Origin of the sequence: Providencia sp. M-27 (genome assembly GCF_011077905.1) — a bacterium.
Lineage (GTDB): Bacteria > Pseudomonadota > Gammaproteobacteria > Enterobacterales > Enterobacteriaceae > Providencia > Providencia huaxiensis.
Window position 1 is genome coordinate 205,987 of record NZ_JAALBT010000007.1, and the last position, 15,433, is coordinate 221,419.

Annotated in this window: 15 protein-coding genes, 1 tRNA gene and 1 other RNA gene; 5 read left to right on the forward strand and 12 right to left on the reverse strand. The window is 35.5% G+C overall.

Annotated features, from left to right (window positions below; all coding sequences use genetic code 11):
• Positions 1 to 14: 14 nt before the first annotated feature.
• Positions 15 to 884, reverse strand: a complete 870-nt coding sequence (gene tesB / locus G6Q48_RS12330; protein ID WP_166266727.1) for an acyl-CoA thioesterase II — start codon at positions 882 to 884, stop codon at positions 15 to 17.
• A gap of 239 nt (positions 885 to 1,123) precedes the next feature.
• On the opposite strand from tesB, the gene G6Q48_RS12335 reads away from it, so the two are divergent.
• Both G6Q48_RS12335 and ffs read left to right on the forward strand, forming a co-directional pair.
• On the forward strand, positions 1,124 to 1,582 hold the full coding sequence (locus G6Q48_RS12335; RefSeq protein WP_166266729.1) for a YbaY family lipoprotein: 459 nt from the start codon (positions 1,124 to 1,126) through the stop codon (positions 1,580 to 1,582).
• A gap of 142 nt (positions 1,583 to 1,724) precedes the next feature.
• An RNA gene (gene ffs / locus G6Q48_RS12340) (signal recognition particle sRNA small type) lies at positions 1,725 to 1,821 on the forward strand.
• Between the two features lie 319 nt (positions 1,822 to 2,140).
• Here ffs and G6Q48_RS12345 read toward each other — a convergent pair.
• The 4 genes from G6Q48_RS12345 to gloB form a co-directional block, all read right to left on the reverse strand.
• Positions 2,141 to 2,344, reverse strand: a complete 204-nt coding sequence (locus G6Q48_RS12345) for an HHA domain-containing protein (protein WP_102139052.1) — start codon at positions 2,342 to 2,344, stop codon at positions 2,141 to 2,143.
• 74 nt (positions 2,345 to 2,418) lie between these two features.
• A complete protein-coding gene (gene tomB / locus G6Q48_RS12350) occupies positions 2,419 to 2,787 on the reverse strand; it encodes an Hha toxicity modulator TomB (protein ID WP_102139053.1) in 369 nt (122 codons plus the stop codon).
• A gap of 528 nt (positions 2,788 to 3,315) precedes the next feature.
• Positions 3,316 to 4,686 (reverse strand): murein transglycosylase D, encoded by a 1,371-nt coding sequence (mltD, locus tag G6Q48_RS12355; protein ID WP_166266731.1) that lies wholly within the window; start codon positions 4,684 to 4,686, stop codon positions 3,316 to 3,318.
• A gap of 81 nt (positions 4,687 to 4,767) precedes the next feature.
• Positions 4,768 to 5,523 carry a hydroxyacylglutathione hydrolase gene (gloB, locus tag G6Q48_RS12360; protein ID WP_102139055.1) on the reverse strand — a complete coding sequence of 252 codons (756 nt, stop codon included), beginning with the start codon at positions 5,521 to 5,523 and terminating at the stop codon, positions 4,768 to 4,770.
• Positions 5,524 to 5,563: 40 nt separating this feature from the next.
• On the opposite strand from gloB, the gene G6Q48_RS12365 reads away from it, so the two are divergent.
• A complete protein-coding gene (locus G6Q48_RS12365) occupies positions 5,564 to 6,298 on the forward strand; it encodes a class I SAM-dependent methyltransferase (RefSeq protein ID WP_166266733.1) in 735 nt (244 codons plus the stop codon).
• Here the strand turns inward: G6Q48_RS12365 and rnhA are convergent.
• The gene (gene rnhA, locus G6Q48_RS12370; protein WP_102139057.1) at positions 6,295 to 6,765 is read right to left on the reverse strand and encodes a ribonuclease HI; all 471 of its coding nucleotides are present in this window, start codon (positions 6,763 to 6,765) and stop codon (positions 6,295 to 6,297) included. The genes G6Q48_RS12365 and rnhA overlap by 4 nt on opposite strands.
• A gap of 54 nt (positions 6,766 to 6,819) precedes the next feature.
• Here rnhA and dnaQ point away from each other — a divergent pair, with 54 nt between their 5' ends.
• Positions 6,820 to 7,581, forward strand: a complete 762-nt coding sequence (gene dnaQ, locus G6Q48_RS12375) for a DNA polymerase III subunit epsilon (protein WP_102139069.1) — start codon at positions 6,820 to 6,822, stop codon at positions 7,579 to 7,581.
• Between the two features lie 154 nt (positions 7,582 to 7,735).
• Positions 7,736 to 7,812 (forward strand) — tRNA-Asp (locus G6Q48_RS12380).
• 281 nt (positions 7,813 to 8,093) lie between these two features.
• On the opposite strand, the gene G6Q48_RS12385 is transcribed toward G6Q48_RS12380, so the two are convergent.
• The 6 genes from G6Q48_RS12385 to G6Q48_RS12410 form a co-directional block, all read right to left on the reverse strand.
• Positions 8,094 to 8,375, reverse strand: a complete 282-nt coding sequence (locus G6Q48_RS12385) for a helix-turn-helix domain-containing protein (protein WP_181490049.1) — start codon at positions 8,373 to 8,375, stop codon at positions 8,094 to 8,096.
• 554 nt (positions 8,376 to 8,929) lie between these two features.
• A complete protein-coding gene (locus G6Q48_RS12390; RefSeq protein ID WP_166266796.1) occupies positions 8,930 to 9,226 on the reverse strand; it encodes a FidL-like protein in 297 nt (98 codons plus the stop codon).
• Positions 9,227 to 9,415: 189 nt separating this feature from the next.
• Positions 9,416 to 10,201: a winged helix-turn-helix domain-containing protein gene (locus tag G6Q48_RS12395; protein ID WP_102139059.1), complete on the reverse strand. Its 786-nt coding sequence runs from the start codon at positions 10,199 to 10,201 to the stop codon at positions 9,416 to 9,418.
• Between the two features lie 322 nt (positions 10,202 to 10,523).
• The gene (locus G6Q48_RS12400; protein WP_102139060.1) at positions 10,524 to 11,201 is read right to left on the reverse strand and encodes a fimbrial protein; all 678 of its coding nucleotides are present in this window, start codon (positions 11,199 to 11,201) and stop codon (positions 10,524 to 10,526) included.
• Between the two features lie 95 nt (positions 11,202 to 11,296).
• Positions 11,297 to 12,913, reverse strand: coding sequence for a fimbrial protein (locus G6Q48_RS12405; protein WP_166266735.1), 1,617 nt, complete (start codon positions 12,911 to 12,913; stop codon positions 11,297 to 11,299).
• A 24-nt stretch (positions 12,914 to 12,937) separates the two neighbouring features.
• Positions 12,938 to 15,433 (reverse strand): TcfC E-set like domain-containing protein, encoded by a 2,496-nt coding sequence (locus tag G6Q48_RS12410; protein ID WP_166266737.1) that lies wholly within the window; start codon positions 15,431 to 15,433, stop codon positions 12,938 to 12,940.

A 15,433-nucleotide genomic window follows, 5' to 3' on the forward strand; every position in this document is an offset into this window, starting at 1 on the left:
CTCGAAACTCCGCTTTATTTATGGGGTTGCCTATGCCGAATTACACCTTCTTGGACTGCGGTTGCAACAAGATCACCTTGTAAATTATAGATTTGTCCTTTAACAAAACCCCTTCCACCAGATGCCGAGGGACTTTCTACGGCATACAGTAACCAATCATCAATTTTGAATGGACGATGGAACCACATTGAATGATCAATCGTTGCGACTTGTAGGTCTCGTTCCATAAAGCCTCTACCATGCGGTTGCAATGCGGCTGGAAGGAAATTGTAATCAGATGCATAACCTAACAAATAGTGATGCAGCGAAGGTAGATCCGGTAACTGTCCTTTCGCTTTAAACCAAATATAACGAAACGGCTCTTGAGGTGCGGAATCGAATGGGCTGTAAAACTCAACAGGACGAAATTCAAAGGGAGTTGGCCTAAGAGCATATTTTTTAACTGATTCTGGCAATTTATCAGCCAAACTTTGCACAATATCATCTTGAGAAATTAACGAAGTCGGTGGTGGTACATCCGGCATCAAGTTTTGATGATTATAACCTTCTTCTTGAGATTGAAATGATGCGGTCATAAAGAAGATAGGCTTGCCGTTTTGAATGGCGCTCACTCGACGTGCGCTAAAACTTCCGCCATCGCGTAAAATTTCAACGTCATAAACAATAGGACGTGAGCTATCGCCTGGACGTAAAAAATAACTATGAAAAGAATTAATCGCTCGCTCTTCAGGTATGGTTTGTTTCGCTGCATACATGGCTTGTCCAACAACTTGTCCGCCAAAAACTTGAGGCAAACCAAGGTCTTCACTTTGTCCCCGAAAAATACCTTCTTCAATTTTTTCGAGTTCGATTAGGCTAATTAAATTCTGTAATTCTGGGCTCATAGTCATCTTAGTTCTGTTATATGTGAATGAGATACTCGTATTTTCCCATTATTTATCCTGAATAGGTAGGTTAATTGTTATCGAATAAATTCAGGTTACGCATTGTTACATTTGGAAATATAAATGTATTATTCTACCAATATTAGCTATACTTTTTATTATTCACCAATCAGAAAATGATTTGTCTATTCCGATTATTTAAAAATGTTTTAGTAAACATTGTATTATAGGTAATAACTATGAAGTTTTTTCGCTACATTGTTAGCTTATTAGTACTTTTAATATTGGTTAGTTGTGAAGGGAATAGCACAAAGCCCAACGAAAAAGCACTTAATGCTAAAAATAGTAATAATAATCAGACGGTAGATTCAGGGAAAATCGAGGGCCGTGTTGTCATTTTACAGAATACTGCTTTACCTGAAGGTGCGGTTGTTACAATTACTCTGGCGGATACAACGGTGGCGGACTTGCCAGCCCTAATATTATCTCAAAAATATTATAATTCAGTGAACAATCGCCCGACAATTCCCTTTGAGCTCACTTACCAAAAAAATGAAGTTAGGCAGGAAGGTACACTCGTTGTTAATGCAACCGTGAACGCTGATGGAAAATTATTATATATTAGTGATAGTGTTGTAGAGGTTATCAATAACGGCATCACAAAAAATGTTGAATTATTGATGGTATCTGCAAACTAGCGAATAAGCGATTTCTTAGTTGAGTCGCTATTTTCAAAGGTTCTTTGTGTAATAAATCGTCACTTAATCATGGGTTTCTTGCTATTTCAACGACTATCAAGCATAATGCCCCTGCTTTGAAAGAAGCAATCAATGGGGGCTCTGTTGGTTCTCCCGCAACACTAACTTGTTAACTTGGTCAGGTCTGGAAGGAAGCAGCCATAGCAGGGGTCGTGTGTGCCGGGATGTCGCTGGCAGGGCTCCCACCCAATTCTACGTACTCTTCTCTGCATATCAATCCATATATTCTAATTTGTTATGAATATAATCTTTAATTGTTCTTTTCTTATTTTTATAAATGTAAATTAAGTTCATTAACTTAAATAAATTCAAAAGTTAAAAAAGAAAGGTTAAGAATACAACATTAATTATTATGATAAGAAAAAAGTAGATTGAAATGAAAAGCAGTAAAGGTTTTTATTAGCATAATTATAATGCTAACAATAATTACATCGCGTCCAGCCGATAAGTGGGTTTACCGGCCATAACCATTCACTATCTGTGCGTGTTAATGAGGTATTATCTAACAAACTTCCAAACAGAAGCTGGGATTTTATCATAAAGCTTATTCATTGTGAGTTCAGCTAAGCGGTGATCTGCTGCGGAGTAGAATAGCTCTAGCTCATCATCAGATAATTCATACTTGTTTTTTTCAATGACACGCTCAAGAGTTTCAATTGTTGTGCATTTTCTTAAACGCATCAGATAATCAAATTTGGTCATAATACCCTTTCTTTTGTGCAAAATTACTTATTAATATATGGTTTTATAGTTTGAACTAAAGATAAATAATATCTTTAGGTTTTGCTGGTTAGACATTTTAGGTCATCATCCAGCACAGCGACAAGACTCTGGTTCATTGCTTCCCAGTCTATAACTTCACTGAGCGTGATGACCGGGCTACCGAATAAGTCATAGGTCTCATCGAGGTACTCTTCGATAAGTGATATAACAAGATTCTCTTTTGGATATTTGATTTTAAACCGCCATACAAATGCAGCGATATGTTCAATAAGCTCATTCAAGGCTGCGCTTTGAGGGGAGCTTAAGTCATTAATCCAGTGTGTATTTGTTTTTTGTAAGCTTAAAATAGCATCTCTATTGAGGCTATTACATAAGTATTTTAGCTCTGCTATATCATGTTTTTTGGGTGAGTATTCATCCATAATCACCTCCGTAGGCGAATCTGACTTTTGCTGTGTGTATTTTTTATCAATAATAATATCATGTTAACTAATTAAAGCACCTATGTTCAATATAAAAGTTGTTCATTAATATATTGAAAAATATAAGATTATTGCTAGTTCGTTAAACTTTTCGAAGATTATTAATATAATACATAAGCGATGTTCGAATACGGACTGGCAGCTCGGACTAAACTAGCCGCGATATAATAATAGCATTATTATCACATATGTCACCACCAATAAACTACTTTTTTCTAATTTATTAGTGGGTGGTTGAAGTTTGAGTTGTGTATGTTCTGCTTAAACTCAATTTCATGAAGCATTTATATTATAGTTTACCCATCAGTTATTTTAGTGCGGTGAATATGAAGTGTTTATACAAAAGATGTTATAAAAATTATTATCCCATTTAATTCATTCAAATAATTTATTTTTACTAATAACAGAATTAAAAAATAAAAAAGCTTCTGCCTGAAATAGACAAAAGCTTTTTTTGTTAAGCATAACTTAAAGGTAGAGGTTCAAGGTTACCCCGGGTTTCAGGTCGGCCATTTTAACACCGGAATTCCACGTCATTAGGTCATTGAGTTTTATGCCATGACGTTTCGCAATGCTATAGTAGGAATCGCCTTTCCTTACTTTATAAGTTTTTGCCTTACGATTGCTCACCGTAGACGCTGTATTTGAAACTTTTAATACTTGCCCAGGCTTGATAACGCTTGCGGTTTTTAACCCATTTAGCTTTTGAATATTCTTCGCGGTAGTATTGAATTTTTTTGCAATACTTGCGACGGACTCACCTTTGCGCACCTTATATGTGGCTATTTTAGCCCTATTTTGACGCGCACTCGAAATTGCGGTGGGTTGTACTGTTTTTATCTGCTGATTTTGTTGCGCAGCTAAACGGATCGTGTTTAAAACATCTTGGTCTGACAGTGATATTTTGAATTGTTCAGCTTTCGCGGTAGGCAACATAATATAATGAGGGCCATTTGGCGATGTTATGCCACGTATATAGCCAGAATTATATGTTTTTACCGATTCAACTGTTAGCCCAGCCAGCTCTGCTGCTTGAGATAACGTGATTTGTTGGCCGACATCAATTTGAGTGAGTGCTCTATTTTTATTACTTGTCGGTAAATTAACTTGATACTTTTCAGGGTTTTTCAATACTTGGCTAAGCGCTAAGATTTTAGGTACGTACTGTTTAGTTTCTTTTGGTAAAGAGAGTGACCAAAAATCAGTAGGTAACCCGGCAGCTTCATTTTTCTTGATAGCATTTTGTACGCAACCTTCTCCACAGTTATAGGCCGCAAGAGTGAGCTCCCAATCATGGCCGAACATAACATTTAAGTTTTCGAGAAGGTCAAAGGCTGCTTTAGTTGAAGAAACCACATCTCTGCGTTCATCAACCCATTGTGTCTGTTTTAGACCATATGAGCGTGCCGTGATAGGAACGATTTGCCATAGACCAGCAGCTTGTGCTGGGGAGGTCGCTTTAGGATTAAATGAGCTTTCAACAATAGGAATTAAAGCTAATTCCATAGGTAAATTTCGCTCATTAATTTCGTCTACGATGAGGTACATGTATGGCTCAGCTCTTAATGCCACATCGTAGACAAAACGTTGTTTATCTAAATAACTGTTTGCGAGTTCCCTAACTTGAGGTTTATCAGGGATATCCATTTTTAGTTCATCGCTAATATAGCCCCATAAGTCATAATCGGCTTTGGGTAATTGTCGACTGGCTGCTTGGTTATGTGGTGCAACAGTTTCAATTGTATGGTTAGTTGGAGTTTTGTTCTGCTTAATTTTTTTCGGGGCAGTTTGGCATCCGGCCAACAGAACAACGGCGATAAGCGTCGCGATTATCTTCATTCTTTTCTATTGTTCTTCATTTTGATGTTTAAAAGTCGAACAATAATACTTATCCCACCCCGATATGACAATCATTAAACTTTAATATTGGTCTTTTAATTGACGCAACAGGGTGAAAACAGCCCTTAAAGGTGGATTTTGTACGTTAATATTGAGTTTTTTCTGTAATTGAACGTTATCGCATTGCAGAAAGATATTAATTTTTTTCTCTGTTTTCAATGAAGTGGGTACTGTTGGTTGATGTTTGTCACGTATTTGCGTTATTTTTTGTAAATATTGAGTGATGGCTTCATTTTCAGGCCATACATGGTGTGCAAATTTAAGATTAGATAAAGTATATTCATGAGCACAGCAAATTAAGGTTTCATCAGGAAGCTCGGCAATTTTTTGGATAGATTCGAACATTTGCTCGGGGGTTCCTTCAAATATCCGTCCGCAACCCGCGGAAAATAGGGTGTCACCACAGAATAGATAAGGTGCTTGGTAAAAGCCGATATGCTCAGAGGTATGGCCTGATAATGAAATAACCTGTAGATTGAACTCGTTAATTATAACCTTATCACCGTTTTCGACTATTTCTGTTGCCCCTTTAGATTGGGTTTCTTGTGGGCCAAAAACCGGAAGTGTTGTAAATTTGCTTAAAATCCCTTTTACACCGCCAGTATGGTCATTATGGTGGTGAGTTAGCAGGATGGCGACAGGAGCTAGTTGCTTGGCTGTCATTATTTCAAGCACGGGCTCTGCCTCTGCTGGGTCAACGATGATACACTGTTGGTGGCTATCGACTAAAACCCAAATGTAGTTATCGTTTAAAGCGGGTACTCGAATTAACTCCATAATGACCTCGATACTTGCTAATAGTTAATAGGGGAATTTCATGAAGCCTGCGCGTATTGATAAAAAAATTCAAATGCCTGTTAGTTGGTCTGATATTCCTTTTGGGGAACAATACCGTCAAGCTATAGAAAATCAACTTAGCCCTTGGTGGCCGAAGATATTCGGCTTTCATTTGCTTAAGTTAGGCCATTTAAGTACTGAAATCCATACCGACGATTGCCTAATTTCCCATCAGTTTAATGTTGGCACTGGTGACCCTCGTTTTAATCTTGTCGCCAAGCCCGAAGCATTGCCATTAACCCAAAAATCTATAGATGCCTGCCTAATGACTCACTGCTTGGCCTATAGCCATGACCCTCATTGGCTTTTACGGGAAGTTGACCGGGTACTAATTGATGATGGCTGGTTAATCATTTCAGGTTTTAACCCTTTTAGTCTTGCCGGAATGGCGAAACTCGTACCTGTTTTGCGTAAACGGCAGCCTTATTGTAGCCGTTTTTTTCCATCTGTCAGGGTATTTGATTGGCTAAGTTTATTAAACTATGAAGTTTTATATCATCGTAATTGCCAAGTAATCCCTTGGTTGAGCGCACAAAGGCGAGTGAATAAAAGCTGTGGGGGGATTGGTGCTCTAAGTGTGATTGTGGCGCGGAAACGGACTTGTCCATTAACTCCGACACCACTAAAATTCAAACAACCAAAGGTTAAGATTGGAACCGCGCTTGGCGCTGCGAAGGAGATCAGTAAATCAATGAAGATAAACGACCCTTCTTAATTTTGTGCGGGTTGGTAACCGGTATCTTCCTTGGTCGGTGCTGAAGCCGCAGCACGAGCCAGCTCATCACATTTTTCATTTTCAGGGTGACCGGCATGGCCTTTGACCCAGCGCCAATCAATAGTATGTCTTTGAATTGCTTCATCGAGGCGTTTCCATAAATCCACATTCACCACGGGTGATTTATCGGCTTTGCGCCATTGTTTGCGCTTCCAACTGTGGATCCACTGGGTGATCCCTTGGCGTACATATTGGCTATCTGTGGTTAAAATAATATCACAAGGCCGCTTTAGGGATTCAAGAGCGACAATGGCTGCAAGTAGTTCCATACGATTGTTTGTGGTCATAAAATAACCATCGCTTAAGGTTTTTTCGTGTTGTTGATAACGAAGAACCACCCCGTATCCTCCAGGGCCTGGATTGCCCAAACAGGAACCATCCGTGAAAATTTCTACCTGCTTTGTCATTTCTGGTACACTCTATATTATTCATTCACCTCTAGTTTGACACAAAAAAACATTATGAGCACGGTGATAACCAGACAAATTGTCCTTGATACTGAAACCACGGGTATGAATAAGCTTGGGGTTCATTATGAAGGCCACAACATTATTGAGATTGGTGCGGTTGAAGTTATTAACCGTCGTTTAACAGGGCGTAACTTTCACGTCTATATTAAGCCTGATCGCTTAGTTGACCCTGAAGCATTTGAAGTTCATGGGATCAGTGACGAATTTTTACAAGATAAACCCGTTTTTGCAGAAATTGCAGATGAATTCCTTGAATTTATTCGAGGAGCTGAACTTGTTATTCATAATGCTCCCTTTGATATCGGGTTTATGGATTATGAATTCCGTAAACTCAATAAAGGTATTCCGCCTACACAAGAGTTTTGCACTATCACTGATAGCCTAGTATTGGCTCGTAAACTTTTTCCAGGTAAACGGAATAACTTGGATGCGCTATGTGACCGTTATTTAATTGATAACGCTAAACGAACACTGCACGGGGCGTTACTTGATGCCGAGATCCTGTCAGATGTCTATTTGGCAATGACGGGTGGGCAAACTTCATTATCATTTTCGATGGATTCAGAATCTGCTAATAATGAGCAAGAGTATGAAATTCAAAGGATTGAGCGTCCTCAGAGTGGTCTTAGAGTCATTTTTGCTTCTGATGAGGAGCTCATTGCTCATGAAGCTCGGTTGGATATTGTTGATAAGAAGGGCGGAAAACCCTGTCTTTGGCGGCAATCTTCTGATGAAGCTGAAAATTTACATTAATAATTGAATTTATTATTAATGCATGCGAATGGATTTACATTATGAGCCCTTTTAAAGGCTAAAAACTGCTCAACTGCGCGATTTTACAAGAAAAAGTGTTGACGAGTTCTTCAAGTCTTCGTAATATGCATGGCGTTCCCAACAGGGAACATCAGGAGCGGTAGTTCAGTTGGTTAGAATACCTGCCTGTCACGCAGGGGGTCGCGGGTTCGAGTCCCGTCCGTTCCGCCAAATTATAACGCCACGCTAATAAATTAGCGTGGCGTTTTTTTTTAGCATGACAGTATTTAGCTGCATGAGAGTTCCTTTCTTTTTCGTATCACTTTTTTGTTGAATTTATAAACAATACATTTTTTGCTTCTAATGACTTCTTTGAGTTAATTTTTGATATAAGGAGATTTATAATTAATAGATTTATGAGAATAATTTATATTCTTTTTAATCACATTAACTATTTTTAGGTTCTATCACGATTTTATCGAAATTATAAGTTTGAATTCTGTATGACTGTATTAATAATAATTCGCATGAACTCTAACTAAGATAACAGATCTGAAATAATCTAACCAATCTTTACCTAATGCTTTAAGGTATATATGAAGGCTATCAATAGAAATAGCAGATTGGCCATTCTCATACCTTGATATTTGTTGTTGGCTTAAATTTAATAATTTTCCTAATTCTGTTCCTGTTAATGATTTTTCAATACGTGCGGATTTCAAGTATTTTGCGGTAGCCATAACAATATCTAGGTCATTACCTTTATTCAATTCTTTAGTATTGATATATTTCATTTTATACTCTCTCTATTAGGAACTTATTATTTTAAAGTTAGCTATTAAAGATGGCATTACTTTAAATTTTTTGATTTTCTCTATGAGTAATAGATTATATTTTTTAGTTACCAATGTGAAATTGTTTTAATGAATCAAAAATAGTTGATTTGATAGTTTTTGCCTATTGATATTAATGTTAATAATGAGTATAGGCTATTAAATCAAAATATAGGTTTTTATAGTTCAATAAAAACAATGCATTACATCAATCTTATAAATTGACTTAAAAGTGAGAATATAATAAACAATAAATGAAAAAAATGGATTTATAGTCATCTAAAAATAATTATTTATATTTTTACATAAAATTACAAAAAAATATTTATAGATTAAGTTGAAAGAGTGATTTATTAGGGATTGATTTGGTACTTATCGGTAGGTAGCATATAAATTTAATTATAGGCAAAGCATAATTAAATCTGCTTAGTTGGATAAAAATGAAAAGGGCAACACGAGTAAGAGATACAATATTGATTATTACCTGAACTACTTTGTAAGTAGAACGCTATGTGTTAAATTTTATTTAATTTATCTTTCCTGTTACAGACAAAATATGGGCCAAATGAACTAGAGAAAAGGTACCAATCAGAAGTTATCTCATCAATTTCTACATATGCAATTGAATTTAGATTGAATACCTTGAAATATTTTTCAAATATATCATCAGGAACATTGTCATTTAAAGATTTTTTATCATAATTTATTGTTAATTTTAAATCCTTCACATACTTTCTTGATGATTGATTGAAATGAACAACTCGATTAACAGTATATGTCTTATCAGTTGTAATTGTTCCTAATAATTTAATATACCACTGTTATCATTGTTTTTTACTAATTTCATATTTAGTGTATATGATGATTTGTTATTGGCTAATATGAAATTAGAGGAAACAGTTGCTTCACAATATTGTGTTTTACTTTTTTCTAAATTTAAGTAAAATAACAAGGAAACGATAATTAATGAAAAAAGTAGTATCAATGAATATAGTGTTTTATTAGTCATTTTTATCCTGCCAATTCACTCTTGTTGAAATGCAATCTTTATTTTTTTTGCATTTTACTAATAAGCTATGTTTGTTTTTCCCTAAGCTTTGTATGTTGTTATAATAATAAAAAATATCAGAATCTTCACAGGTTAAGTTAAAATCAATTACTTGTTTGCTTATTGTGTCACTTATGTTTTTTTCATAATTATCTTTGAACCCATAAACAGGGCAATCTCCAATTGTGCTAATTTTGTATGATTGTATTGATGTATATGGAAATTTTACTGCATGAATTTGATTTATAAGGTAAATGATCACCAAAATTAAAAAAATACTAATTATCAATAATGTTTTTTTAACAATATGATTTTTATCACTAAGTAATAGTGATTTGTTAGATTTATTGCTTGAAGTGGGAGGGGGATCTAGGCTTTTCTCTATTTTATTATTGAATTTGGTAATCGATTCTTCAATTTGAATTTCAGAAGAGATCACAAGGCCTTTTTTTGATATGCTTAGGATCGCATTTTCAACTAAAAGCTGTTGATGTAATACCTTTCTTAATGTACTAATGTATTGGTTAAGGGTGTTTATCGAAACTTTTAAGTCATATTTATTTAATATTTTTTCTAGTATCTCTTCACGAGTGATAGTCGTTTTATTATTCTGAATTAGTATTATGAAAATATAATTCAACACGGGTGTTAATTTCATTACACTGAGTTCTGTTTCTACCCTAAATATTTCACCTAAGTCAGAGTTATATTTTATTATGTTGTTCAGTATATATATCATACATGACTCTTATTTAGTTATTAAAATATGTGCTTAGTTTGGTCACTTTTAGCTAACATGATAGTCATTGATTTTAAAGTAATTATATCAGTGTAATATACTACTCTCTTCTTGAGAAGAAAATATGAAAATAAATTTTTGTTTATAACGATTGGTTATATATGTAATGGCAAAAATTTCAGTGTATTGTATTAATGAAGCTGATATTTTTGTTTTGATGTCTCGCACATAGATAAAAAGCAGTATTAACCACTATTTTAAATCATAGAGACCTAAATTAATTTGCTATTTTTATTTTTTAATTTATTGATATAATTGAATTTTAGGTGCAATTGCCAATTGGGTAATATTTATCAAATATTACAATATATTTACGACTTTTCTTTTTAAGACGCTCATCTTTAGACTCTTGGCCGGGTAATAAGTAAAATACATAAGGCTCAGAATCATCATTAGCATCACAGCTTTCATGTAAGAGTACTCTAAAATAGGTATTACCCGTATTTTTTAGAGTGTTAGTACTTGGATTAAGCTCATATTTAAAATCTGGTTTTTGAGGTCTCACAACGAAATAGGTTTCTAGGCTAACCGTTGGGTAAAATAAAGGTCGCTTTTTTTGTTCATCATCATTACGCATATCAAGAGGGGTTTCGCTAATGATGATCTTATAATAGCGCTCGGTCTCATCGGCTTCTCCTCGATAAAAAATCTTAAAAAACTCTTGTTCCCCAGGTAATAAAATTTTCTTCAATGGAGTAAAAATAATCTCGCCATTATGGAGAGGTGCCCCATATTCTTGGTTACCTGGTTTATCAATTTTGTAGGCACTAAAACTATATAAATTAGTCTTATCTGTGTCGTTGATGTATGGCTTAGAAAAAAACTCTTGCCCTGACTCCATCGAAGAAATATCTGCATTGATATATAAAGCAATAGCATTATTGTAAAATACTGATAGCACAACTAATAATAGGATTTTAAGTAAATAAAATAGTTTCATATTAAAAAATCCAAACCAAAATTTAAGTGTATATGGGGTTCAATAAAAGGGGGACTTGAATTTTTACAAGTCGCCCTAAAAGTAGCCATTAGATATTATTGAATATCGGGCCCTGTCCAAATAGCTTTGACAGTTATTGTGCCACTTGCAGAAACGGTGCCTAGCCAATCAATACCATCCAATGTAAAAAATGATTCAGAGTCATTCATTGGAAATGATAAATCTAAGTTAGTTCGATAAAAAGACCCTAAATCCTCATTAGGCCTATCCCATGGTGTTTCAGACCATAATGCATTTTTTAATGAAATTTCATTATTATCACAACTTGCTCGGTGTGATTCTTTAGTGCCATTTTCATTTTTAAATGAAAGATAAGCGGAAAAAGGAACATTAAGTTTATTATCGCTTGAGGTAAATAAACAGTATGACTGTCCTTTTAATGTTGTGTTTGGTCCTTCAACTTTTGCTGTAATAGAGTCCGCTTGCCTTGGCCCGCTAGTCGTGACGATATAATTAAATTCTATCGGTGGCTCATCATTGCCGACTTTTCCTGTTTTGGATTGGTTTGGGTTAAAATCTGCAGGAATAATACTAATTCCATAATCTCTCGGCTTAATTATTAAGAAATTTGAAGGTGTAAATTCGTAAAATCCAGATTGAGGAAGTGGTGATTGAAAACCAAAAGTATATACACTATCAGCAAGTGTGACTGTTGAATTAGGTGAAGCGTCAACAATTGATTTTAAATATTCATTTGAGAGAAAAACTTCAATATTTTGTGAACCATTATTAAAGATCTCTGACATGTTTGTTGTTGATGACCAATTTGTCCAGCGTGTGCTGTTACTCCCTTTATATTGAATAAGTGCAGCACGGGGATCTCTAGCTAAACCTAACTTTGCACTATCAATATACATACGTACTGTAAATGTACCGCCGATAGATTGTCCTTGGGTTTCTAATTCAACCAACTTACAAATAATTCCAGAAGTATTTCCAACAATCCCTGTCGAGCAAAAATTAGAACCGAGCCCAATAGTTGGATTGCCATTGCTATCCACAAAGACTTCTTGTAAGGCGCCCGTTCTTTTTAGAATAATATTGCCTTTTTTATTGGTTGGAATGTAATGTTGTTGTGTTGTTGTTCTTCCTCCACTCGTCATACAGGTCGAGTTACTTAAATCATAATCGTCGCGGCTTGTGCAGGTTCTTAAATCAAAAGTGTACTCTGTTCCCGGTGGGATTTCGGCTAACCAGCGATAAAAAGATTCAGAAAATATTGGTCTTGAATATCCAGACTCACCCGGTGTTCCTGTTTGTTGGATTTTATATGCACCATTATCTCGTAATTGCTGAGCTGACCAATAAGACGTTGCCGGACAATTTCGGTTATTTGTCATGCAACGATTCCCGATAAAAGGTTGGCTTACGGGAGAATTTTCTAACCAGATATCACCTGTATTATAAGTTGAGCTAAAAGGTGTTCCTGTATATCCCATATAGCCTAAACTATATTGTCTATTGCGCTGGTATTTTGTGAATACATTTGAGCCCGAGAAGCGTGGGTCAACTCTATTGGCAACAATAAAGAATTCGTTATCAACTTGGTTTTCAACAATGACATACTCTTGTAATGGCGCTGTCGCAGAAAACGAATTCGGTATCAGAACCGAAAATGAAATAAAAAATGCTGTTATCGATAATAATCGCATATTAAATTAGCCTTAAAGTGATAATTAACGTTTAGCCAATGCTTCTTGAGGTTGACATGTCACCTCACCGACCCACAATGCACCACGTGCACCTTGAAGGTTTAAATCTGCTTCGCAAATTGTTTGCTGATCATCTTGTAATAAAGATATCACTGGATATCGGACGTCAACGTCCATGGAAAACTCACCATTTTGGTCCGTTTTTGTGCGACCAATATGATTTCGAATTGAGGCATATTTTATATATTCACCATTTGGTGATTTCAGACGACCAAATACCGTGACTAATTGTCTTACCTCAGGTTGATAAAGAGCAATGTTCCCTGGGTATAATGTGACGGATTTATTTCGCCCTGAAACAATATCAAAACTGTCTTTTGATTTTCCGTCATTCATTAATTGAATGTCATAATCCGAATAAGGGGATAATGGAATAAAGGTATTCTTTCCGCTAATTGGGTAATTCTGCCCATTTACTTTTGCGACCATGCTGCCGCTACCTTTTATATCGGAATTGATAATGACGCCCGATTTGCCTTGTTGCCCACTTGGCATGATCATGCCGTTGCTATATGCCACAGAGCCACGAGAGGTTAAATTACCATTAAGCCTGTTATTATCAGGGCGATTAATAGTCACGGTACCTGAGTTATATTTAGTATCATAAGAAGCATAGCCTAATGTTGAAAAATTGGATTCACCATTATCTTTATCTCGGACTAATTTGGAGACAGAAACTCCTGCATTGGTAATCACTGAATTTTCAAAATTCTTATTCGCATAAATATTTGCTTTCACATTACCATTTGTTGAGGAAACACCCGTGCTCAACCATGTTGATAAAGGTAAGGAAAAATCGAGGTTAATATATTTCTCGTTGGTGCTATTTTGATTATCATAATGATAACGCTGTACACCCGCCCTTAACCCAACCGTTCCATAACGGCCAGAGAATAATGTATTCGCATATTCATAGTTAATTGAATCACTGCCAATACGGCGATCTTTAGTATTACTAATAGTCAGTGACCCTGTTCTATCAACTATTTTGTCAAAATTAATGGTCCCGCCATAAGAATAACTGTCAGCATCATAAAGTGGTAAGTCACCGCTCACTACAGTTTTTTCTTTAGATGCCCACAAAGAACCGTAACCTTCAGGTATATTGACCGAAAGAGTCGCAATGTTCCGATAACTACCATGGTTTTCTAGCATCCCTTGCCAGTTAACTGAGATATAGTTATTTAAAGCCGCATTGATACTTGTTTCTTGTACAACAAATTTATCAAATCCATAATTTGACATTTGAAAACGCACGCCAGACAACACTGGGAAGTTATAAGCGAAAGAGGCTCCGATTAAATGGCTTTTACCAGGAGTTTGACTCGTTGAGCCTTCATCTCTTACATAATGACGCTTATCAAAGTCAATATAACCACCATAAACTTCCCAATTGAGTTTATCAAAACCGCCTGTTATCGCACCGAAGGATTTATTAATTGTTTGGTGCTGTGTTGTGACAATTTTGCCATCGATAACCGTCTCAATAGTGACGTCGTAAATGCCATAGGGCAGTATACTTGTATCAATTTCAAAATTACCCATGGGAAAATTTTGAATATTTAATAATTTACCTTGTCGATAAATACGTACTTCACCAGGACTATTTAAAAAAGCATAAATCGGCGTGAGTGATTGCTGCTTATTTGTCACCATACTTGAGGAGTTGTTCCCTATTGATGCCGCATAAATTTTACTGCTGCTAAGGGCAGTTAAGCTGGCAATAGATTGCAAATTCCACGTACTCATTAGCCCAAGAGCAAAACGGAATCCGTTGAAGTCACGCTCATACATTGCACGATACAATTCAACATTAGAATTAGATTTTCCAATGCTATATGCTGATGCATTTATATTAAAGTGATGTTCCGCAGCTGCGAATAATGTATCTAAATTGAAATAGCTACTGGATGTATCTTTTGAATCTTTAACACGGCTCTGAAATACCCCTAAATCATAGTTAGCTACTGCTGAAAATGAATTAACTGAAGAATTTCCTAGTACAGATTGCCGCGCATGTTCTTTTGGCGAAAAAGCAGCTTTATCAACATCTAATGATAAATTAAATGAAGAAATATTTAATTGAAGGGTTGCATTATTATCAATAACAATGCCATTACTTTCATTAAAAATGGCATCCTTTTTTTCTTCAAGTTTATCGATTAGTAAATTATTTAGTTTCGCACCGTGCTCATTTTCAATGAGATGAATACTTGATAATTTAATATTACCATGATCGACTACAATAACTGCATCTGCAATTTTGCTTTCGCTCTGATTGGTTACCGTATCATCATTTAGTCGTAAAAAAACAGGTACAGACATTCCTTCTTCCAATGCACTAACAAATGCAGGAGGAATAATATATCCACCGATCTTAACGCTTTTCATTTCATTGGCATTAATCGTATTCGAAAAAATAATACTTAATATTGATAAAGCAATAGAACTTTTACGCAT

Excerpts from the sequence above, each read along its gene's own strand:
- tesB (WP_166266727.1), bottom strand. The coding sequence starts at position 884 with ATGAGCCCAGAATTACAGAATTTAATTAGCCTAATCGAACTCGAAAAA.
- G6Q48_RS12335 (WP_166266729.1), top strand. The coding sequence starts at position 1,124 with ATGAAGTTTTTTCGCTACATTGTTAGCTTATTAGTACTTTTAATATTG.
- G6Q48_RS12345 (WP_102139052.1), bottom strand. The coding sequence starts at position 2,344 with ATGACCAAATTTGATTATCTGATGCGTTTAAGAAAATGCACAACAATT.
- tomB (WP_102139053.1), bottom strand. The coding sequence starts at position 2,787 with ATGGATGAATACTCACCCAAAAAACATGATATAGCAGAGCTAAAATAC.
- mltD (WP_166266731.1), bottom strand. The coding sequence starts at position 4,686 with ATGAAGATAATCGCGACGCTTATCGCCGTTGTTCTGTTGGCCGGATGC.
- gloB (WP_102139055.1), bottom strand. The coding sequence starts at position 5,523 with ATGGAGTTAATTCGAGTACCCGCTTTAAACGATAACTACATTTGGGTT.
- G6Q48_RS12365 (WP_166266733.1), top strand. The coding sequence starts at position 5,564 with ATGAAGCCTGCGCGTATTGATAAAAAAATTCAAATGCCTGTTAGTTGG.
- rnhA (WP_102139057.1), bottom strand. The coding sequence starts at position 6,765 with ATGACAAAGCAGGTAGAAATTTTCACGGATGGTTCCTGTTTGGGCAAT.
- dnaQ (WP_102139069.1), top strand. The coding sequence starts at position 6,820 with ATGAGCACGGTGATAACCAGACAAATTGTCCTTGATACTGAAACCACG.
- G6Q48_RS12385 (WP_181490049.1), bottom strand. The coding sequence starts at position 8,375 with ATGAAATATATCAATACTAAAGAATTGAATAAAGGTAATGACCTAGAT.
- G6Q48_RS12395 (WP_102139059.1), bottom strand. The coding sequence starts at position 10,201 with ATGATATATATACTGAACAACATAATAAAATATAACTCTGACTTAGGT.
- G6Q48_RS12400 (WP_102139060.1), bottom strand. The coding sequence starts at position 11,201 with ATGAAACTATTTTATTTACTTAAAATCCTATTATTAGTTGTGCTATCA.
- G6Q48_RS12405 (WP_166266735.1), bottom strand. The coding sequence starts at position 12,913 with ATGCGATTATTATCGATAACAGCATTTTTTATTTCATTTTCGGTTCTG.
- G6Q48_RS12410 (WP_166266737.1), bottom strand. The coding sequence starts at position 15,433 with ATGCGTAAAAGTTCTATTGCTTTATCAATATTAAGTATTATTTTTTCG.